We start from the raw sequence: 17,337 nt of genomic DNA on the forward strand, positions 1-17,337 counted from the left end.
CTTATGAGGTTCCCATTAGAGTGAGCAATCCTCCGACAAATTCCCGTTTTGGCACACCCACTAGCTGTATTAATCCATTCAAAAGCAAATCTACCAAGGGCCCCAGGATAACCTGTAAAATGCCGGTAAATAACAGGCCGAGGAGTATAAAAAGGCCATAAGGCTCAATACGGCTCACCTTATAGGCAAGCGGACCAGGCAACACCCCAATCAATACCCTCCCTCCATCGAGAGGGGGCAAGGGAATGAGATTTAGCACCATCAAAATGGCATTAATGAGCATCCCGGCAATCCCCATATAAGCTAACGGCACACCCATCATGGGAAACTCCAGCGCCAAAGCAATTCCCAGGCGGCATACTATCGCCCAGAAAACAGCCATAATGAGGTTAGCCATAGGTCCCGCCAAAGCAACCATAGCCATATCCCGCTGGGGATTGCGAAGTTTATCCCAGGATACCGGTACCGGCTTGGCCCAACCAAAAATAACGCCGCCGAGTAATAATAAAATCCCCGGAACGACCAAAGTACCAATAGGATCGACATGATTGATAGGATTGAGCGTTAACCGCCCCATCATTTGCGCGGTGTGATCGCCCAGCCGAAGCGCCATCCAACCATGGGCTACCTCATGGACGGTAATAGCGAATAATATGGGCAACACCCAAATAGCAATCCGCTGTACGATTGACAACTCTTCCATAAATTCATTATACCTACAATTGAGGCGACATTAGGCGCTGCCTAAGAGCAAAATGCCAAATCGGGCCTCACAAGACTACCCTTTCATGGAAGGCTGAAGCACTGCAACGCCCCCCATATAAGGCTGCAAGGCTTCTGGCACACGGATACTACCATCAGCCTGTTGGTAATTCTCCATTACGGCTAACAAAGTCCGCCCCACTGCCAGTCCAGAACCGTTGAGCGTATGGACCCAGGCTGGTCTCTGGGTTTTCGGATCACGCCAGCGGGCTTGAATCCGGCGTGCTTGAAAATCCAGAAAATTGCTGCAAGAGGAGATCTCCCGGTAGGCCTGCTGGCCTGGCAACCATACCTCCAAGTCATAGGTCTTGCTGCTGGCAAAACCAAGATCGCCAGCACACAAATTCATCACCCGATAAGGAAGCTCTAACCGCTGCAAAATAACCTCCGCATGACCGGTCAGATCCTCATGGGCCTGCCGGGAAACTTCCGGCGGCACAATCTGTACTAATTCTACCTTCTCAAACTGGTGCTGGCGGATCATACCCCGAGTATCCTTACCATAGGAGCCAGCTTCGCTCCGAAAGCAAGGCGTATGGGCGACATACTTAAGAGGCAGGCGCTCAGCAGGCAAAATCTCCCCCCGCGCGAGATTGGTTACCGGCACTTCAGCCGTTGGAATAAGATAATAACCCGTGCCCTGGATAGCAAATAAATCTTCCTCAAACTTAGGTAACTGCCCGGTTCCCACTAAAGATTCTCGGTTTGCCAAATAGGGGACATAAACCTCAGTATAGCCATGCTCGCGAGTATGTACGTCCAGCATAAACTGGATAAGCGCCCGGTGTAATTGGGCTAAAGGCCCTATAAGGGTAACAAAACGGGTTCCGCTAAGTTTTACCGCAGTTTCAAAATCCATCCCCAAAGACGCCCCCAAATCCACATGATCTTTAGGAACGAACGCTAAAGCAGGCGGCGTACCCCAACGTCGCACCTCGACATTGTCTTGCTCATCCTTGCCTGGCGGCGTACTAGCGTCGGGTAGATTAGGGATTCCCAGCAGAATCTCCTCAATCTGGGCCTGAACCACTTCCAACCGCGCTTCCGCAGTTTTGAGATGATCCCCCAGTTCCGTCATCTCCGCCAGCAGAGGGGCAATATCTTCCCCTTGCGCCTTAGCTTTACCAATGGCCTTGGAACGGACGTTCCGTTGAGCCTGAAGTTCTTGGGTGCGGACCTGCATCTCCTTACGCTCCGCCTCCAGCGTGGCAAAAGCAGCCGCATCCCATGCAAATCCCCGCCGCGCCAATTGGCGAGAGGTATCGGCAAGGGCATTTCTAAGTAATTTTGGATCAAGCATACTACTATTTATCTTCCACGATAGTACGTGCAGGCCAACACACCACATGACCCGGTTTAATAATGTGGGAAAGGGTCTCCAATATCACTTCAGCTTTAGGCGGCTCGTCAAAAAACTCAACGACTATCGGTAAATCCTCTGAAATCCGGGCTGGAGAAATGGGGCGCATGGGTCCCGAAGGTCCAAATCCTGCTATTCCATGAAACACGGTAACCCCTTGCACCTGGCCCCAATCATGGAGCCGCTTCAAAAGTGTATCCAGATGGCCCTCTGCCTCTGTGAGGTAAATACGGACCATCATTACATCTTTGGTTCTCATAACAGTACATCAATAAACCTAACAAATGCTAGACTGGCATTATTGCCCACTTAAAAGCTCAAGGATACACTGGCCGGCCCATTCAGTAACCCCTTGCTTAACAGCTGCCGGTATTTCGAAAACATCATAGCCTTTAAAACATTCAGCCAAGGCACTATACAATAAACTATTGTTTTTTCTTCATTAATTTAGATAGAAATTCATTCCTTGAGAGTATCAACAGGTTTCAATATAAATCTCCCACGCCGATTCCGAGATCGCCCGTCAACTATGGCGAGATGCCCGGTAGCGATAATAGGCGGCGTTTCTCCCTGGTGATCCCGCTGCCGGCTCTTTCCCATAAAATATGGTCCCAGGTGCCAATCGGAAGTGTGTATAACACGCATGGCTAACCCCTTTTTCACCTACATCGTCAGCTTGGAATGCTAACCAGCCGCCCCAGGGCAGGCGAGTCGAAGGAGAGTACCCCATCCAGCAGCGGGTCATCAGCCAGTCACCGGACCGCACCGAGCGATTCCGCGAAACGAACGCCGAAATCCTCCGCGTCAGCGACGCCATCGTGTGCCTGCTGCGCGACGATTCCCCAAATAAAGCGGGCGGGACCAACGAGCTACTCGAGCGGGCCAAAGCCATCGGCGTCCCAGCGCTGGAAATTCGCATCGCTGTCCAAAACGGCCACCCCGTCTGCCATCACACCTGGCATTCCAACCCGGCTCGCCCCTTTCGCCCGCCGGCCGTCCCGGAACCCTTGGACCAATTTTCTCTCCTGGCAGGGGAGGAAAAAATTCCCAGCGACACCCAATGGAGCGAGCGATTGAAAGAGTTTGCCAGCGGCTGGGCCAAGAAGCACCAACAATTATTCCGCTATGCGGCCGCTTTGATCATTACCCTGCATATCCTGGCGACCCTCTGCGCCACGGTAGCATTGGCGTTACATGGTGCCAGCCACGTTCCGCCACCCACCCATGGCGAACCGCTCGGCGAGCAGGCCATACCCTGGCTGCTCGGTATCGAGCTTATCCTGCTGTTGGCCGGCTTCTCGATGCATCATTATTTGTACCATCGGAAGGCCCCACGGAACTGGGCCACCGCCCGGGTGGTAGCGGAGCTGACACGGTCCAGTCGGGAGCTCCAACCGCGGCACCTCTATCTGGAGCATCTGTTCCGATTGTCCTTGCCCCACCACTTCCGTCATCTGCTGCGAACGCTCAACGTTTGGCACCTCCGCTCGACCTCTGAGCATCGGAACAATCCCGGCAATTCCTGGGAGTCCCACCGGGATAATTACCTGAAACGGCGGATCAACCACCAAATCGGGTTCTACCAAAAAGCGTGGGCAAACGACGAACGCCGGCTGAAGCGTTACCAGGGCCTATTCACGGTGGCGACCGTGCTGGCGCTGCTGGCCACCCTTGCCAAGCTGATTCTGGTGACCCTGGCCGCCGCCCGCGGCGGCGATATAGGGTTATGGCCGCAGTTACTCGGCACCCTCTGCCGCAGGTCAAGGTGCAGGAGCAGGCCGATCTGGTCCAGGGCGGAGGCAAGCTGCTGCAAACCCTCGACAGCTACATCCACGACCATTGCAACGCCGTGATCCACTTGGTGGGCCGCGAAGGGGGGCAACCCCTCAAGCCGGACGAAGTTCGCTGGCTGCTTGACACCTACGGCGACTTCGCCGAGCGGTTTCCATGGCTAGCGCCAGCACTGCACGCTTCCCCGCCGACACTAACCTACACGCAAATGGAAGCCTGGCTAGCCCTCTACCACCGCAAACGCTGCCATCTCTATCAACCCAGCACTTGGGATCAAAACCCGCTGCCCGCTGGCCATCTGCAGCAGCGCCATTGGGAATGGCTTAAAAAGCTGGGCGAACATCGGGGCACGTTCGATGATGGGCAGCACCTATGCCGCCGGGTGCTGCGGGATTTACACAATCTTTGGCCCGGCGAGATTCCCCAGCACTGTCCCCTCTCGCTCCCCTATGCTTCCCTAGGCACCCTGTTCAAGGGCCGGAAAGCCTTTCTCCAGCAGTTGCACACCAGCCTGACGAAAGCGACCGGCAAGGCGACCGCCGTAGTGGGCAAGACGGTGCATGGCTTGGGGGGCGTGGGCAAGACGCGGCTGGCGGTCGAATATGCCTGGCAGCACAGGGACGAATATTCGGCGGTGCTGTTCGTGACGGCCGATTCTCCAACCAATCTGCAACGGAATCTGGCCGAGCTGAGCGGGCCGCTGGTGCTCAATCTGCCGGAGCGGGAATCGCCCGAGGAAGCGGTGCAGATGGCAGCGGCCCTGCGATGGCTCAACACCCACCCGGGCTGGTTGCTGATTCTGGATAACGTGGATACAGAAGAAGCCGCCAGTTACGCCGAGGACTTGCTCACCCGCTTGCAGGGCGGGCAGGTGCTGATCACCTCGCGGCTGGCGCGCTGGGGCGATCAGGTTGAGCCATTGGAACTGGACGTGCTGGAAGAAGACGCCGCCGCCGCTTTGCTGCTGGAGCGGACCGCGCCCCAAAACGGCGGCCGGGGCCGGAAACCCCTGCCCGACGACGATCAACACGCGGTCGCCCTGGCCCGGGAGCTGGATGGCTTGGCGCTGGCGCTGGAGCAGGCGGGGGCCTACATCGCCGCCCAGCGCATTTCCCTGGCCGACTATCTGCGGCGCTGGCAGGCCCACGACCAACAGGTGCAAACCTGGTATCGAGCGCGGGAGATGAAATACCCCCGCAGCGTCGCCGTTACCTGGCAAACGACCCTCGAGCAGCTCGGCCCAGGGGAGGTGGCGCTGCTGAATATATTGGCCTGGTTCGCCCCCGAGCCGATCCCTCTGTTCGCCCTCGGCCTGCCCTGCACGGCGGTGCATTTCGATCCAGAAGAAAATTTGCAGGACGCCAAAGTTGCTGAGAAAATCGCGGCCCTCTGGCGCGAGGCGGCGGCCAGGCTCTGGAATGCCGAGCCACCTGCCGGCAGCGCGGGCAACGGCGAGCGCGCAGACTCCCCGGCCCAGGCCGGCCAGGCCGCCCTCCGCGAGGCCCTGGCCACGTTAGCCGACTACTGCATGATTCGCTGGGAGGTGGCCGCCGACACCGTGACGGTCCACCGGGTTGTCCAGGAAATCCTCCGCAGCCGCCAGCCGCAGCCAACCTGTTGGCTGTCATTGGCTCTGAGGTTAGTCGGTGAGGCCCAACAATTGGCTGGACATCCACAGGATGTGCGCACCTGGCCGCGCTGGGAGCCGCTGCGCGCCCATATCGCCTTCGCCGCCACGGCAGCCGGCCAGAGCGACATTGCCGCGCCGACGGCGACGCTGCTGAACAATCTCGCGCAATTGCTCCATGCCAAAGCTCTGTTCACCGAGGCCGAGCCCCTCTGCCGCCGCGCCCTGGCCATCGAGGAGGCCGCCTATGGCCCCGACCATCCCACCGTTGCCACCGGCCTCAACAACCTGGCCGAGTTGCTTCGGGTCACTCACCGCCTGACCGAGGCCGAGCCCCTCTTCCGCCGCATGGCAGCAATTTATTACCGTTCCCAGCAAACGACGGGCCATGCCCATCCGCACATGCAACCGAGTTTGGAAAACTATCGTCATTTACTCCACGCATCGGGTGTTCCGCCAGATGACATCGAGCAGCGGCTGCAAACGGCAATGCAGACCCCAGGGCCGCTGGAACCCATCACGCCAGAAATCGAGCGGCTGTTGGGACCAACCCAGCCGGTGCCGGCGGTGCTCGCGGCCCTGGACGAACCATACCGGCGGGAACACAAGCCGGCCGTTTGGTTCTTGCCGCTCACGGAGCCTATCGCGCCCCATCTGGAAGCGCTCCTTGGCCCCTCCCAAATCGGCCTACCCCTGGATCAGCCGGTGGCTTCCCACCTGGAAAAACTCCTCGGCCCGGCCCCGTCAACGCAGGACGTGCTCAACGCCCTGGACCGGCAATATCGCGAGCAGGGAAAACCCCCGGTCTGGTTCCTGCCACTGGGGGAGCCTATTTCCCCTCACCTCCATGAACTGTTAGGGCCAATCAAGGAAACAAAGCAGGCATAGGATCGCCGGGCCGGGCGAGGTGATGGGGCAGCATTGTGGCGCTCCAACTCACCACGAAAAACTTGCTGATGCTCAAGTCTAATCGTCGAGTAAATCGATTTCCCTACGGGGATAACCCCCTATGATGCGATCCTTGTGTTCGGGGCGTAGCAGTTCAATGGAGAGAGCGAGAATGAGCTCGCTCGCCCATCGCCGCCGCTGCCGAACCGGCACCAGATAACGGATGGTGCAATTGGTCCATGCCTCTGCCAAGGAGAGATACACCTGCGGCTCGGCTTCCACATCGAACGCTAGCCGCTCGCGCTCTAACAAGCGCCGATACTCGGCGATAGGTTGACGCATCATCGGTCCAACCACTTCTCCGGCAACGCGCCGAAAGATCTCGACGGTGTAGGCGAGATCGCTTTCATTAGCAAGCCCGTATACTACTTCATCCCACACATAGGGAAAGTCCCGGCTGTAATTGATAATATTGGAGCGGAGAATTTCCCAATTCGGAAAGGTAATAAAAGCTCCCGTGGGTTGCGCGCCCGCCACGTGCTTGCCAGAGCCGCCTGCTTCCCAAACCGTCGTTGTCAAAATGTCAATGCGGTATACATCGCCAAAAACCTCGCCCACTGCGATACGGTCCCCAGGCCGATAATAGTCTCGCAAGGCATTAAGCACCCAGCCAGTAAAGCTTTCGATGGGCGTTTGCAGCGCCCATGAGAGCGCCAGCCCAGCCAAGCCCACCGATCCCACCAGCGCCCGCGCATCACCCGCAATAACACTGAGACCCGCCCCAATGGCCACTAAAAAGAGCGTGATGCGCGCCAATGCGGCAATTGCCTCACTTCTTTCCCATCCCCGCAACAACCTGTGAGTAAGCGCTCGCAAGGCTTTTCCTAACAACCAGGCTGCCACCAGAAAGAGCAGGGCAATTAGAATTTTTGGCAGCAACCCATAAAAACCGCTTAGCAGATCGCGGATAGTTGTGGTCGCTTCCTCCAACGATGCCTCGGGATCGGCCTTGATGGGCTGTTTAACCGCAGGGCCATCAAGCGCGGAAATCACCGTGGTATTATTCGGCTCTTGGCCCGCCGTTTCATCTATACCGCCAAACAACAGTAGCAGCGCCGCGGTCAATGCCACAGCTAAAGCCGTTCCTTGCCGAAATTTTTGCAGCCTGGATCGCGCACCGCGCTCATAGGCGCGGACACCCGCCTCTCGGCGCGGCAGATGCGCCCCTTTTCGCGACGCCGACGACCTCACTCGAGCCCGGTTTCTAATTGACTTGACTAGCCTCTTTCTCAGGCGGGAAGGCACAGCTTATTCCTTATGTTTCACCTTGCTTAAGACTAGCAACTCGCTGCTATAAAACAAGTGCGCTTTAAGCGCCGGTGCTTACTAGCTAGCCATTTAAGAATGCCAGGAAAGCATTATAAAAAAAGGACGCCTTGTTAGAAAAAATGTCAGCTAGTGGCTGTCCCCCCACACCTTCCCTAAGCAGCCCCCACCGAAAGGGAAGCGGACGGGGAGTAGCTTTCGATAAGGTGTTCATGGAGATGGATGATGGCTTGTTCATAATCCTTTTCATCCACCACAAACTGCATATCCACCTGCCGCATGGATTGATGCAGCGCCAGAATATTGATGTCTGCCTTGGCCAAAGCGCTGACGGCATTGGACAAGAGCCCCGGTACCTGCATATTAGAGCCGATAGCGGAAACCAGAGCCACCTTACGCACCACCACCGTGGCCGAAGGGAAAGTTTCTTCCATGGCGCGGGTCACCCGTTTGATGGCTTTTAAGGAGCTAGCCACGAAATGGGTAATGGTATTGGCGTTAGTGTCCTTGGCTACGATTTTGAGCTTGAACCGCTCCAGCAGGGCCAGCAATTGCGCGTCATAGCCTGAGCTTCCCACCATATCCTGCTCAAAGAACTCAATGGCGAACACTCCCTTACGACCAGCAATGATTTCCACGCAGGGCGCATCACTCTTATAGTCACCATCAATGAGGGTGCCAGCATGATCTGGATCGAAGGCATTTTTAACTCGGAGGGGAATATGGCACTGCCGCAGACCCTTGGCCGCTTTTGGGTGAATCGCTTCCATACCCAGATTGGAAAGCTGATCGGCAACATCATAATTGGTACGACCGATGGGCTCCACTCTGTCCTTGTCCACCACCTTCGGATCGGCGCTGGAGAGATGGTATTCCTTATGGATGATGGCTTCCCGGGCCTCGGTCAGTACCGCGATTTTGGAAAAGGTAATCTCTGAATAGCCCCGATCATAGATCATCATGGTGCCTTCCTTGCAGCGCGGGTAGCCGGTGACGATGGGCAGTTCCCGCGCCAGGTCGAGGGAGCTGAAAGCTTGCTGGATGCGCTCCTCAAGGGTTAAATTATCTAACTCCCGCCAGCCGGTCAGATCGATAAAATGGGCATTGACCCCGTGCTGTTGCAATAATAGCGCGGTATTGAAGGCACTATGGGCTTCCCCGATAGCAGCCAGCATTTCCCGGACGGTGATGAGGTGTTCATCTAGCTGGAAATGACCGTAGGAGCACAGTCGGTGCAAGTCAATCAGGCAAGAGCGGACGCCCTCAATGCGCTCCCTTACAAACTGATCGGCTTTTTGGCAACTGAGATCATCTTCGAAGATTTCCATGTTGATCTCACACATCCGCTCACCTACCTTATTCAGCAAGTCGCCCCAGGCCCAATCCGACTCGGCGCCAGCATAAAGCGCATATACACCCGAAGCGCCGGATTTTTTATGTTCGAGCAACATATCAGTGATGCCACCGTAAGCGGATACCACAAAGATTCGATTATAGAGTTCCTGCTCCTTGCGTTTACCCATCAGGATATTATCCAGTACTTCTTGAGCGCGGGACATGGAAGTGCCGCCAATTTTTTCTACTGTATGTCCATTCATATATCAATCATTGTGTCGGTTGCGGAAGGAAATAGCGCCAAAACAGTACGGAGTTGCCCCTTAGTCGGCAGTTACGGCCTCGGCTTCAAGAGGATAAGCGCCGGAAGAATCGTGGACTTCTTTGCCGGTCAGCGGCGGATTAAATACGCAGGCCATCTGCATTTCGGTTTTAGCCCGCAGAATATGCTGATCATTTTGGTCGAGAATGTAAATGACGCCTGGCCGGATAGGGTAGATTTTGCCATCGGCCAAGGTTTCCACTTCCCCCTCGCCGGAAAGACAGTAGACCGACTCCAAATGATGCTTATACTCCATGGGGAGTTCGGCGCCTTTGTAAATGGTAGTGATATGAAAGGAGAAACCCATGTTATCGCTCTTGAGCAACAGTCGCACACTCTCCCACTGGCTTGCTACTACCCGCCGGTCTGTTTCCTTGGCTTTGTTATAGTCTCTGACGATCATTCATTGCACCTCGCAAATTATGGCGGGTATCCAGCCTGCCCCTGATTCATAGAAAATTATTTAGTGTACTAAATATATTTTTCTTTGTAAAATGGACTAATTTGGGTTAATTACCCTATTTAACGGTAATAAATAGCTTCGTATTATAAACGATGAAAGATACTAACGAAGTCCTGGTGGCGCTGCGGCGGATCATCCGGGCTACTGCTCTTCACTCCAAACAACTCAACAAGGTTTCGGGCCTGACGGCGCCCCAACTCTTGATTATGCAAACCATCCGCCGGGTGGGAGAAATGACGATTGGTGTCCTCGCCAGGGAAGTCAGTCTCAGCCAAGCCACGGTCACCACCATTTTGGATCGTTTGGAAAAGCGGGGCTTGATCCACCGTCAGCGGGGCGAGACTGATAAGCGTAAAGTCTACGTCCAACTGACAGCAAGCGGTGAGAAACTCATTCAGAATTCACCTGCGCTGTTACAAACCAGTTTTATCAGGCAATTCGAAGGCTTGCAGGATTGGGAACAAAATCTCATCATTTCGGCCTTGCAGCGGGTCGCCGAGATGATGAACGCTACCGATATAGCGGCTTCCTCTTATCTGGAAGTGGACGAATTAGGTGATCTTCCGCTTCTGGAGACGCCTCGGCTCCCCACCAAGCAGCAGACTATCCGCTGATAAGGTTAATAATCCCGACTTTATTTTACTCTCCCATGGCAAATTCAATAACACTGGAAGAACGGGGGGAATCTTTTCAACCCCGCCCAATCACAAGCTTTGCGCGCCGTGAAGGCCGTATGACCCCAGCCCAGAAAAAAGCCTTGGAACACTTATGGCCCCGTTACAGCATAGATTTGGGGACCGGTCCCCTGAATTTAGCAGCCATCTTCAACCGACAGGCGGAGCGAATCCTGGAAATCGGGTTTGGCAATGGAGAATCTTTACTCCAGCAGGCCCGTGCCGCGCCCGAGCGTGATTTTCTAGGGATTGAGGTTTATCGTCCTGGAATAGGTCATCTGCTGCTGCGCCTTAAAGCCGAAGGGCTGGAAAATATCCGGGTTATCCACGGTGATGCCTGGGAGGTACTCCAACGCGCTCTTCCCAACCCATCATTGGACGGCGTTCAAATCTTCTTTCCCGACCCCTGGCCCAAGAAGCGTCATCACAAGCGAAGGTTGATTCAACCCTCTTTTGTGGATCTACTGGAATGTAAAATTAAGCCTGGCGGCTGGCTCCATCTCGCCACCGATTGGCAAGACTATGCCGAACAGATAAAAGCAGTGCTAAACCAGCACGCCGGTTTTAATCCACTTGCAAACGAAGGCCAGTCTACCCAAAGGCCCTGTACCAAGTTTGAAGCCCGAGGCCAGCAACAAGGGCATGGGGTATGGGATTTAAGATTTAAGCGTTCCGTAGATTCCTAATTGATATTAATTGAAAGAACCTTCTCGCCTCGCTGCCTAGAAACCTACTATATTTAATAAATAAAGTTGCCAGCGAGGAATTCCCCGATGAATTCTCGAATCTTATGCCTGATCTTGCCCATGCTCGCCACGCTGCCGGCTTGTACCTCGTTTTCTCACACCAACATTAAACAAGCCGAGCCCGCGGCCACGCCCGTTATCACTAAAGCGACCTTTAATGTGAATCCCAGCCGCGGCCGGAATGACACCCTCATGATATTGGCCTTTTCCGGAGGCGGCAGCCGGGCCGCTTATTGGGCCGCTAGCGTGATGTTTAAGCTGCAACAAGTATTTGCCTCCGAAGGCATTGATATGCTTGCCGAAGTCGATGCAATTTCCTCTGTCTCGGGCGGTTCCCTGCCCGCTGCTTATTACGCCATCTCCACCGACCCTAACGACGACGGGCCACCATTGCATGGCCGGCTATGGGAGGAGAAAACCGTTAAGGATTTAATGACCAGGAACTATATTAGCCGTTGGGTTGGCAATTGGTTCTGGCCGGTAAATATTGGAAAATTTTGGTTCACCGCCTACGATCGCACCGACATCATGGCGCAAATATTCGCCGATAACCTCTACGATACGCTGCCGGTTGGGCGCGATCTCAAAATCCGGGATCTAAATCCAGCCCGACCCTATCTGATCCTCAACGCGACCGACGGCACCCAGGAAGAATTTGGCTCCCCCTTTACCTTCACCGCCGAGGATTTTGAACGGATTCAATCCGATATCAATGACTACACTCTGGCCCGAGCGGTCATGGGGAGCGCCACCTTCCCCGCTGTTTTCAACTACATGACTCTCAAAGACTATAAAAAGAGCAGCGAAAATGACAAGGATCAGTTCAAGCACGTTTTTGACGGTGGCAACGCCGATAATCTAGGACTGAGAAGCGTCAAAAAGATTCTGTCCACGCTGGAGAAAAAAGGTACTCAATACGACAAACTCATCGTCATCTTGGTCGATGCCTACGCCAGGAGCGGAGGGGTCAGCAAGGACAGCGCCGATACCCGTAAGTTTTTTGACTTTATCGTTGATAGGAATTTCATCGATGCAACTGACAGCCTGCTGACGGGAAACCGGGCACAGACCCTGGATAGTTTCTGCGGTTTTTTAAGAAATCACCCCCTCAAGGTCCTCGGAAAAAACCACTTCATTTTCTATCCTATCCAGTTTGAAGATGTGAACGATAACCGATTGCGGCAAAATCTGAGCAGGATTAGAACCAATTTTAAAATCAGCGAGGAAGATGCGGGCTACATCGACGAAGCCGCAGATCAGCTATTGACTCCAGCGAACAGATGCCTGCTGGCGATTAAAAGCTTATTAAAAGGGAAGACACATGATCTTGATCCCTTCTGCCATTATGAAGCACGGCCAATAATCTCATCTGAAGTTTGCTCAGAGGACAATGAGTTGTGATGAGGTTCTCTTGCAGGTTATACGATTCTGGAGCGGGGAATGAAACTGCAAATATTTAATGGCGTGCCCGCTCAACTATCAAAACTCCTTCTCTCACTTATGGCATTCACCCTTATACCCATAAGCGCCTGTTCCTCTCATTCTCCTTGCGATCCGGATTTCCTCCCTGCCACTTCTCCTTCACCCCCCAATGAATGCCGGGTAGACGGCTGCTCTCTCGCGCCGGACTTTGATTTCGGCTACTGCTGCAATCAACATGACGCCCGCTATTGGTCAGGGGGTACCACGCAGGAACGTAAACAAGCCGATCTGGCCTTACGGCAGTGCTTGGCCGAAGCGAATCATGAAATGCTAGCGGTACTGTACTACTATGGAGTTAGAATTGGCGGCACCCCCTACCTGCCGACTCCTTGGCGCTGGGGGTTCGGTTGGAATTACCCGCAATACCAACTAAACCATGACGCCGAATCAAATTGAGGAAGCCAATCCCTCTAGCCGCATCACCGCTTCCACCGTATGAAAGGACCCAAAAACCAGTACCCGATCTCCCGTTTGAGCGGTTTCCAGAGCAGCCTGGTAAGCCTCTACCACGCTTGGATAAATGGCGGGGTTGAGATGATAGCCCATCTTCCCGGCCAACGCCTTGCCCGACAGTCCTCTATCCATCGCTAATCCACCCACAAACCAGCCCTGGATAATACGCTCCAGGGCACCCACTACCCCAGTCACATCCTTATCCGCCAACATCCCGAGAACTGCGTAGGTCTGCCCCTCGCAGGGCCTATCCGTAAGCGAGCGGGCCAGCCAGCGGGCACCATGAGGATTATGAGCTACATCGAAGATTCGCTCAACCTTACCAGAAAAGCACTGGAAACGGCCCGGCAAGCGCACTGCGCTGAGGCCACCCCGGATGGCCGTCTCCGAAACAGGCAGCCGTTCTGACATAAGTTTTAATGCCATCAGCGCGGTCGCCCCATTCTGATGCTGACAGGCCCCCGTAAGGGCCGGATGGGGTAAATCCGCGTAATGGCTCCCATCACTCCACCAGGACCATCCTTCGCCGGTTATTCGATAATGAAAGTCGCGGCCTATTCGATAAAGGGGGGCCGCCAATTCCTGGGCCCGGGCAGGTACACTCTTTGGAGGTTTCGGATCGCCGCAGATGGCGGGACGATGGGAGCGGAAAATACCTGCTTTTTCAAAGCCGATGGACTCCCGATCAGGTCCTAAAAAATTAACATGATCAATATCCACCGTAGTAATCACAGCCACATCCGCATCCAGCGCATTGACCGCATCCAAGCGTCCACCTAGCCCTACTTCTAGCAGCGCAATATCCAATCCCGATTGGTGGAAAATATCAATGGCGGCCAAGGTGCCAAACTCGAAATAGGTCAGGGAAATCTCGCGACGGGCGGAATCAATACGGGCAAAGGATTGGCAAATGAGATCATCCGAGACGGCTTCCCCTTGTATCTTAATCCGCTCGTTATAGCGCAATAGATGGGGAGAGGTATAGCTGCCCACCCGGTAACCAGCAGCCAGCAGGATGGCTTCCAATAGGGCCACCGTAGAACCTTTTCCATTAGTACCGGCAATGGTCACTATAGGAAAAGGAGGCGTGGAGAGCACCATGCGCTGAAGTACGGCGCTGGCCCTGATTAAACTGGGATCAACCCGAGGCCAATGGGCGGTTTCCTGCCACCGCAGCCAGTCCGAGAGCCGGGAAAAACGCGCCACCCAGTGGAGGGTCAAATAGAAGGCTTGTGGGTCAAAATTGCCAGCAGCCCGGCAATGCGATCTGGCAGTTCACGGCGGTCCACAATCATGTCGATAACACCATGGGCCAGCAAAAACTCGCTCCGCTGGAAGCCCTTAGGCAATTTCTCCCGCACGGTTTGTTCAATCACTCGGGGACCAGCAAACCCAATCAAAGCACCAGGCTCAGCAATATTGATATCCCCCAGCATGGCCAGACTGGCGCTCACCCCGCCCATGGTGGGATCAGTAAGCACCGAAATAAAAGGGAGCCCTTGCTTGCTCAAGCGGGCCAGCGCGGCGCTGGTTTTACTCATTTGCAGGAGGGAAAACAGTCCCTCTTGCATCCGCGCTCCCCCACTGGCGGAAAAGCACACCAGTGGTATCCTTTGCTCGATAGCGGCTTCCACTCCTCGCACAAAGCGCTCGCCCGCTACCGATCCCAGGGAGCCGCCCATGAAACTAAATTCAAAGGCGGCCACCACCAGCGGCAACCCCCTGACTTGCCCCGCCATGACCACCAGCGAATCATTCTCCTGAACTATCTTTTGGGTTTGAGACAAGCGGTCCTTGTACTTCTTGCTATCCTTGAATTTAAGGGTATCCACCGGCTGTAGATTAGCGCCGATCTCTTCTCGCTGCCCCTCGTCGAGGAAAACATCCAGACGCCGGCGAGCGCTAATTCGCTTGTGACCGCCACACTTGGGACAAACATCCATGTTACGCTCCAATTCCACCCGGTACAGGATCGCATCGCAAGCGTTGCACTTAGTCCACAAGCCTTCCGGTACCGATTTACGCTTAGGTCCTTCGGTACGGATTTTAGAGGGAAGTAGTTTGCCGAGCCAACTCATAACTATCGATTATTTCTGGTTAAATATTTTTAGCGGCATCAATAGCTTCGCGCATTGTTCGCAGTAAAGCACTGACTTCCTCCGGTATCGCCTCCGGGCTATCCTGGTATTGCTCAATGCGTTTGACTAAAGCGCTCCCCACGACCACCGCATCGGCAATGGACGCAATCTGAGCGGCCGAGGGCGCGTCTCGAATGCCGAATCCCACCCCCACCGGCATGGAGGTATGACGCCGGATATTAGCTACATGCAGGCTTACGTCATCCACATCCAGGGTAGAGGCGCCAGTCACGCCTTTTAAAGAAACATAGTAAATAAATCCACTGCCCAAGGCGCAAATTTGCTCTATACGCTTCGGGGAGCTCGTGGGTGCCAGCAAAAAAATCCGATCAAGCCCTTGTTCCTCGCAAGCCACCACTAATGGCGCTGCTTCCTCGGGTGGCATATCCACTGTCAGAAGGCCATCGACTCCATGAACAGCTGCTTGCTGGGCAAAATTTTGATAGCCTAGTATTTCAATGGGATTAAGGTAACCCATCAAAATTACCGGGGTTTCCTGATCATCGCGGCGAAACTCAGCCACCATCGCCAAAACATCCAATAAGGAAGTACCTTCAGCCAGTGCCCGCTCGCAAGCCTTCTGAATAACGGGACCATCGGCCATCGGGTCGGAAAAAGGAACTCCCAGTTCCAGGATATCAGCGCCTGCCGCCACCAGGGCATGCATTAAAGGAACCGTCACCTGGGGCTTGGGATCACCCGCCGTAATATACGGGATCAGGGCTTTTCGTCCTTGCTCCCGAAGGAGGGCAAAACGCTCGGTAATCCGGCTCACAGGGAAATCCCCTCAATTTTGGCTACTGTGTTGATGTCTTTATCCCCACGCCCCGAGAGATTGACGATAATCCCTTGCTCCGGCGCCAAAGTGGGCGCCAAGTGCATAGCGTAGGCCAAGGCATGACTGCTTTCCAAAGCGGGAATAATACCTTCAATGCGGGTCAGGGCATGAAAGGCCGCCAGGGCCTCCTCATCGCTAATGGCCACATAGGTCGCCCGCCCAGTATCCTTCAACCAAGCGTGCTCAGGACCTACCCCAGGATAATCAAGACCCGCCGAAATGGAATGGGTATCCATAATCTGGCCATGGCTATTTTCCACCAGGTAGGTCCGGTTGCCATGAAGAACGCCCGGCTTGCCCGCGCAGAGGGAAGCAGCATGCTGCCCGGTTTCCAGTCCTAACCCCGCCGCTTCCACACCATAGAGCGCGACTTGCTCATCCTTGCAAAAAGGATGGAACAAGCCAATGGCATTGGAACCGCCCCCCACGCAAGCCACCAAAGCATGGGGAAGCGCGCCTAGCTGCGCCAGAATCTGGGTCCGGGCCTCCCGCCCAATCACCGCCTGGAAATCCCGCACCATCACCGGATAGGGATGAGGCCCCGCCACGGTGCCAATCACATAAAAGGTATTATCCACATGAGCCACCCAATCTCGCATGGCTTCATTCAAGGCATCCTTCAAGGTTCTCGACCCGGAAGTCACAGGCACTACTTCTGCCCCTAACAGGCGCATCCGGTAAACATTAGGGGCTTGCCGCTCTATGTCCTCGGACCCCATGTAGACCACGCACTCCAGGCCTAAGCGGGCGGCTACCGTAGCCGTAGCAACGCCATGCTGACCCGCGCCCGTTTCGGCGATCAAACGGGTCTTCCCCATCCGTTTTGCCAGCAGGGCCTGCCCCACGGTATTGTTGATTTTATGGGCGCCGGTATGGCTAAGATCTTCCCGCTTCAAAAAGATCCGGGCGCCCCCTAACTGCTCGCTCCAGCGTTGGGCAAAATACAGGGGCGTCGGCCGCCCCACATAATGGGCAAGATCGGATTCTAGCTCAGCCTGGAAATCCGGATCATCACGATAGCGTTCATAGGCCTGGCGGAGTTCCTCGATAGGCTCCATCAGGGTTTCCGCTATAAAACGGCCACCATAAGGACCAAAATGACCCTTTTCGTCAGGCATCTGATCGTCGTTCC

General features: G+C 55.0%; 16 protein-coding genes. 6 read left to right on the plus strand and 10 right to left on the minus strand.

Annotation, left to right across the window (positions count from 1 at the left end; genetic code table 11):
- Position 1 precedes the first annotated feature (1 nt).
- From NWAT_RS09765 to NWAT_RS09775, 3 genes are all read right to left on the minus strand, one after another.
- Positions 2 to 703: a site-2 protease family protein gene (locus NWAT_RS09765; RefSeq protein ID WP_013220921.1), complete on the minus strand. Its 702-nt coding sequence runs from the start codon at positions 701 to 703 to the stop codon at positions 2 to 4.
- Positions 704 to 778: 75 nt separating this feature from the next.
- Entirely contained in the window at positions 779 to 2,062 is a 1,284-nt protein-coding gene (gene serS, locus NWAT_RS09770) for a serine--tRNA ligase (protein WP_013220922.1), read from the minus strand.
- Between the two features lie 4 nt (positions 2,063 to 2,066).
- On the minus strand, positions 2,067 to 2,381 hold the full coding sequence (locus NWAT_RS09775; RefSeq protein ID WP_041350668.1) for a DUF190 domain-containing protein: 315 nt from the start codon (positions 2,379 to 2,381) through the stop codon (positions 2,067 to 2,069).
- Between the two features lie 559 nt (positions 2,382 to 2,940).
- Between NWAT_RS09775 and NWAT_RS17490 the strand changes: the two genes are divergently transcribed.
- Positions 2,941 to 3,975 carry a hypothetical protein gene (locus NWAT_RS17490; RefSeq protein ID WP_232420097.1) on the plus strand — a complete coding sequence of 345 codons (1,035 nt, stop codon included), beginning with the start codon at positions 2,941 to 2,943 and terminating at the stop codon, positions 3,973 to 3,975.
- A gap of 146 nt (positions 3,976 to 4,121) precedes the next feature.
- Complete coding sequence (locus NWAT_RS16205; RefSeq protein ID WP_232420261.1) at positions 4,122 to 6,428, plus strand: tetratricopeptide repeat protein; 2,307 nt, start codon at positions 4,122 to 4,124, stop codon at positions 6,426 to 6,428.
- A gap of 78 nt (positions 6,429 to 6,506) precedes the next feature.
- On the opposite strand, the gene NWAT_RS09795 is transcribed toward NWAT_RS16205, so the two are convergent.
- The 3 genes from NWAT_RS09795 to NWAT_RS09805 form a co-directional block, all read right to left on the minus strand.
- The gene (locus NWAT_RS09795) at positions 6,507 to 7,679 is read right to left on the minus strand and encodes a mechanosensitive ion channel family protein (RefSeq protein WP_232420098.1); all 1,173 of its coding nucleotides are present in this window, start codon (positions 7,677 to 7,679) and stop codon (positions 6,507 to 6,509) included.
- A gap of 230 nt (positions 7,680 to 7,909) precedes the next feature.
- Positions 7,910 to 9,352, minus strand: coding sequence for an aspartate kinase (locus NWAT_RS09800; protein ID WP_013220927.1), 1,443 nt, complete (start codon positions 9,350 to 9,352; stop codon positions 7,910 to 7,912).
- A gap of 60 nt (positions 9,353 to 9,412) precedes the next feature.
- Positions 9,413 to 9,814 (minus strand): ectoine synthase, encoded by a 402-nt coding sequence (locus NWAT_RS09805; RefSeq protein WP_013220928.1) that lies wholly within the window; start codon positions 9,812 to 9,814, stop codon positions 9,413 to 9,415.
- A gap of 152 nt (positions 9,815 to 9,966) precedes the next feature.
- Here NWAT_RS09805 and NWAT_RS09810 point away from each other — a divergent pair, with 152 nt between their 5' ends.
- From NWAT_RS09810 to NWAT_RS09825, 4 genes are all read left to right on the plus strand, one after another.
- Positions 9,967 to 10,488: a MarR family winged helix-turn-helix transcriptional regulator gene (locus NWAT_RS09810; protein ID WP_013220929.1), complete on the plus strand. Its 522-nt coding sequence runs from the start codon at positions 9,967 to 9,969 to the stop codon at positions 10,486 to 10,488.
- A 35-nt stretch (positions 10,489 to 10,523) separates the two neighbouring features.
- A complete protein-coding gene (gene trmB / locus NWAT_RS09815) occupies positions 10,524 to 11,234 on the plus strand; it encodes a tRNA (guanosine(46)-N7)-methyltransferase TrmB (protein WP_013220930.1) in 711 nt (236 codons plus the stop codon).
- Between the two features lie 87 nt (positions 11,235 to 11,321).
- Positions 11,322 to 12,695, plus strand: a complete 1,374-nt coding sequence (locus NWAT_RS09820) for a patatin-like phospholipase family protein (RefSeq protein WP_013220931.1) — start codon at positions 11,322 to 11,324, stop codon at positions 12,693 to 12,695.
- A gap of 39 nt (positions 12,696 to 12,734) precedes the next feature.
- A complete protein-coding gene (locus NWAT_RS09825; protein ID WP_013220932.1) occupies positions 12,735 to 13,172 on the plus strand; it encodes a hypothetical protein in 438 nt (145 codons plus the stop codon).
- Here the strand turns inward: NWAT_RS09825 and folC are convergent.
- From folC to trpB, 4 genes are read right to left on the minus strand one after another with little or no spacing between them, the layout of a single operon-like run.
- Positions 13,164 to 14,435: a bifunctional tetrahydrofolate synthase/dihydrofolate synthase gene (gene folC, locus NWAT_RS09830; RefSeq protein WP_013220933.1), complete on the minus strand. Its 1,272-nt coding sequence runs from the start codon at positions 14,433 to 14,435 to the stop codon at positions 13,164 to 13,166. The genes NWAT_RS09825 and folC overlap by 9 nt on opposite strands.
- Positions 14,436 to 14,446: 11 nt before the next feature.
- Complete coding sequence (gene accD, locus NWAT_RS09835; RefSeq protein ID WP_013220934.1) at positions 14,447 to 15,307, minus strand: acetyl-CoA carboxylase, carboxyltransferase subunit beta; 861 nt, start codon at positions 15,305 to 15,307, stop codon at positions 14,447 to 14,449.
- Between the two features lie 19 nt (positions 15,308 to 15,326).
- Complete coding sequence (trpA, locus tag NWAT_RS09840; protein ID WP_013220935.1) at positions 15,327 to 16,142, minus strand: tryptophan synthase subunit alpha; 816 nt, start codon at positions 16,140 to 16,142, stop codon at positions 15,327 to 15,329.
- Positions 16,139 to 17,323 carry a tryptophan synthase subunit beta gene (gene trpB, locus NWAT_RS09845; RefSeq protein ID WP_049773071.1) on the minus strand — a complete coding sequence of 395 codons (1,185 nt, stop codon included), beginning with the start codon at positions 17,321 to 17,323 and terminating at the stop codon, positions 16,139 to 16,141. The genes trpA and trpB overlap by 4 nt, the downstream gene beginning before the upstream one ends.
- Positions 17,324 to 17,337: the final 14 nt, after the last annotated feature.

The sequence above is a fragment of the Nitrosococcus watsonii C-113 genome (assembly GCF_000143085.1).
Classification (GTDB): Bacteria; Pseudomonadota; Gammaproteobacteria; order Nitrosococcales; family Nitrosococcaceae; genus Nitrosococcus; species Nitrosococcus watsonii.

Excerpts from the sequence above, each read along its gene's own strand:
- trpB (WP_049773071.1), bottom strand. The coding sequence starts at position 17,323 with ATGCCTGACGAAAAGGGTCATTTTGGTCCTTATGGTGGCCGTTTTATA.
- NWAT_RS09820 (WP_013220931.1), top strand. The coding sequence starts at position 11,322 with ATGAATTCTCGAATCTTATGCCTGATCTTGCCCATGCTCGCCACGCTG.
- trmB (WP_013220930.1), top strand. The coding sequence starts at position 10,524 with ATGGCAAATTCAATAACACTGGAAGAACGGGGGGAATCTTTTCAACCC.
- serS (WP_013220922.1), bottom strand. The coding sequence starts at position 2,062 with ATGCTTGATCCAAAATTACTTAGAAATGCCCTTGCCGATACCTCTCGC.
- NWAT_RS09805 (WP_013220928.1), bottom strand. The coding sequence starts at position 9,814 with ATGATCGTCAGAGACTATAACAAAGCCAAGGAAACAGACCGGCGGGTA.
- NWAT_RS09775 (WP_041350668.1), bottom strand. The coding sequence starts at position 2,381 with ATGAGAACCAAAGATGTAATGATGGTCCGTATTTACCTCACAGAGGCA.
- accD (WP_013220934.1), bottom strand. The coding sequence starts at position 15,307 with ATGAGTTGGCTCGGCAAACTACTTCCCTCTAAAATCCGTACCGAAGGA.
- NWAT_RS09810 (WP_013220929.1), top strand. The coding sequence starts at position 9,967 with ATGAAAGATACTAACGAAGTCCTGGTGGCGCTGCGGCGGATCATCCGG.
- NWAT_RS09800 (WP_013220927.1), bottom strand. The coding sequence starts at position 9,352 with ATGAATGGACATACAGTAGAAAAAATTGGCGGCACTTCCATGTCCCGC.
- NWAT_RS09825 (WP_013220932.1), top strand. The coding sequence starts at position 12,735 with ATGAAACTGCAAATATTTAATGGCGTGCCCGCTCAACTATCAAAACTC.
- NWAT_RS16205 (WP_232420261.1), top strand. The coding sequence starts at position 4,122 with ATGGAAGCCTGGCTAGCCCTCTACCACCGCAAACGCTGCCATCTCTAT.
- NWAT_RS09765 (WP_013220921.1), bottom strand. The coding sequence starts at position 703 with ATGGAAGAGTTGTCAATCGTACAGCGGATTGCTATTTGGGTGTTGCCC.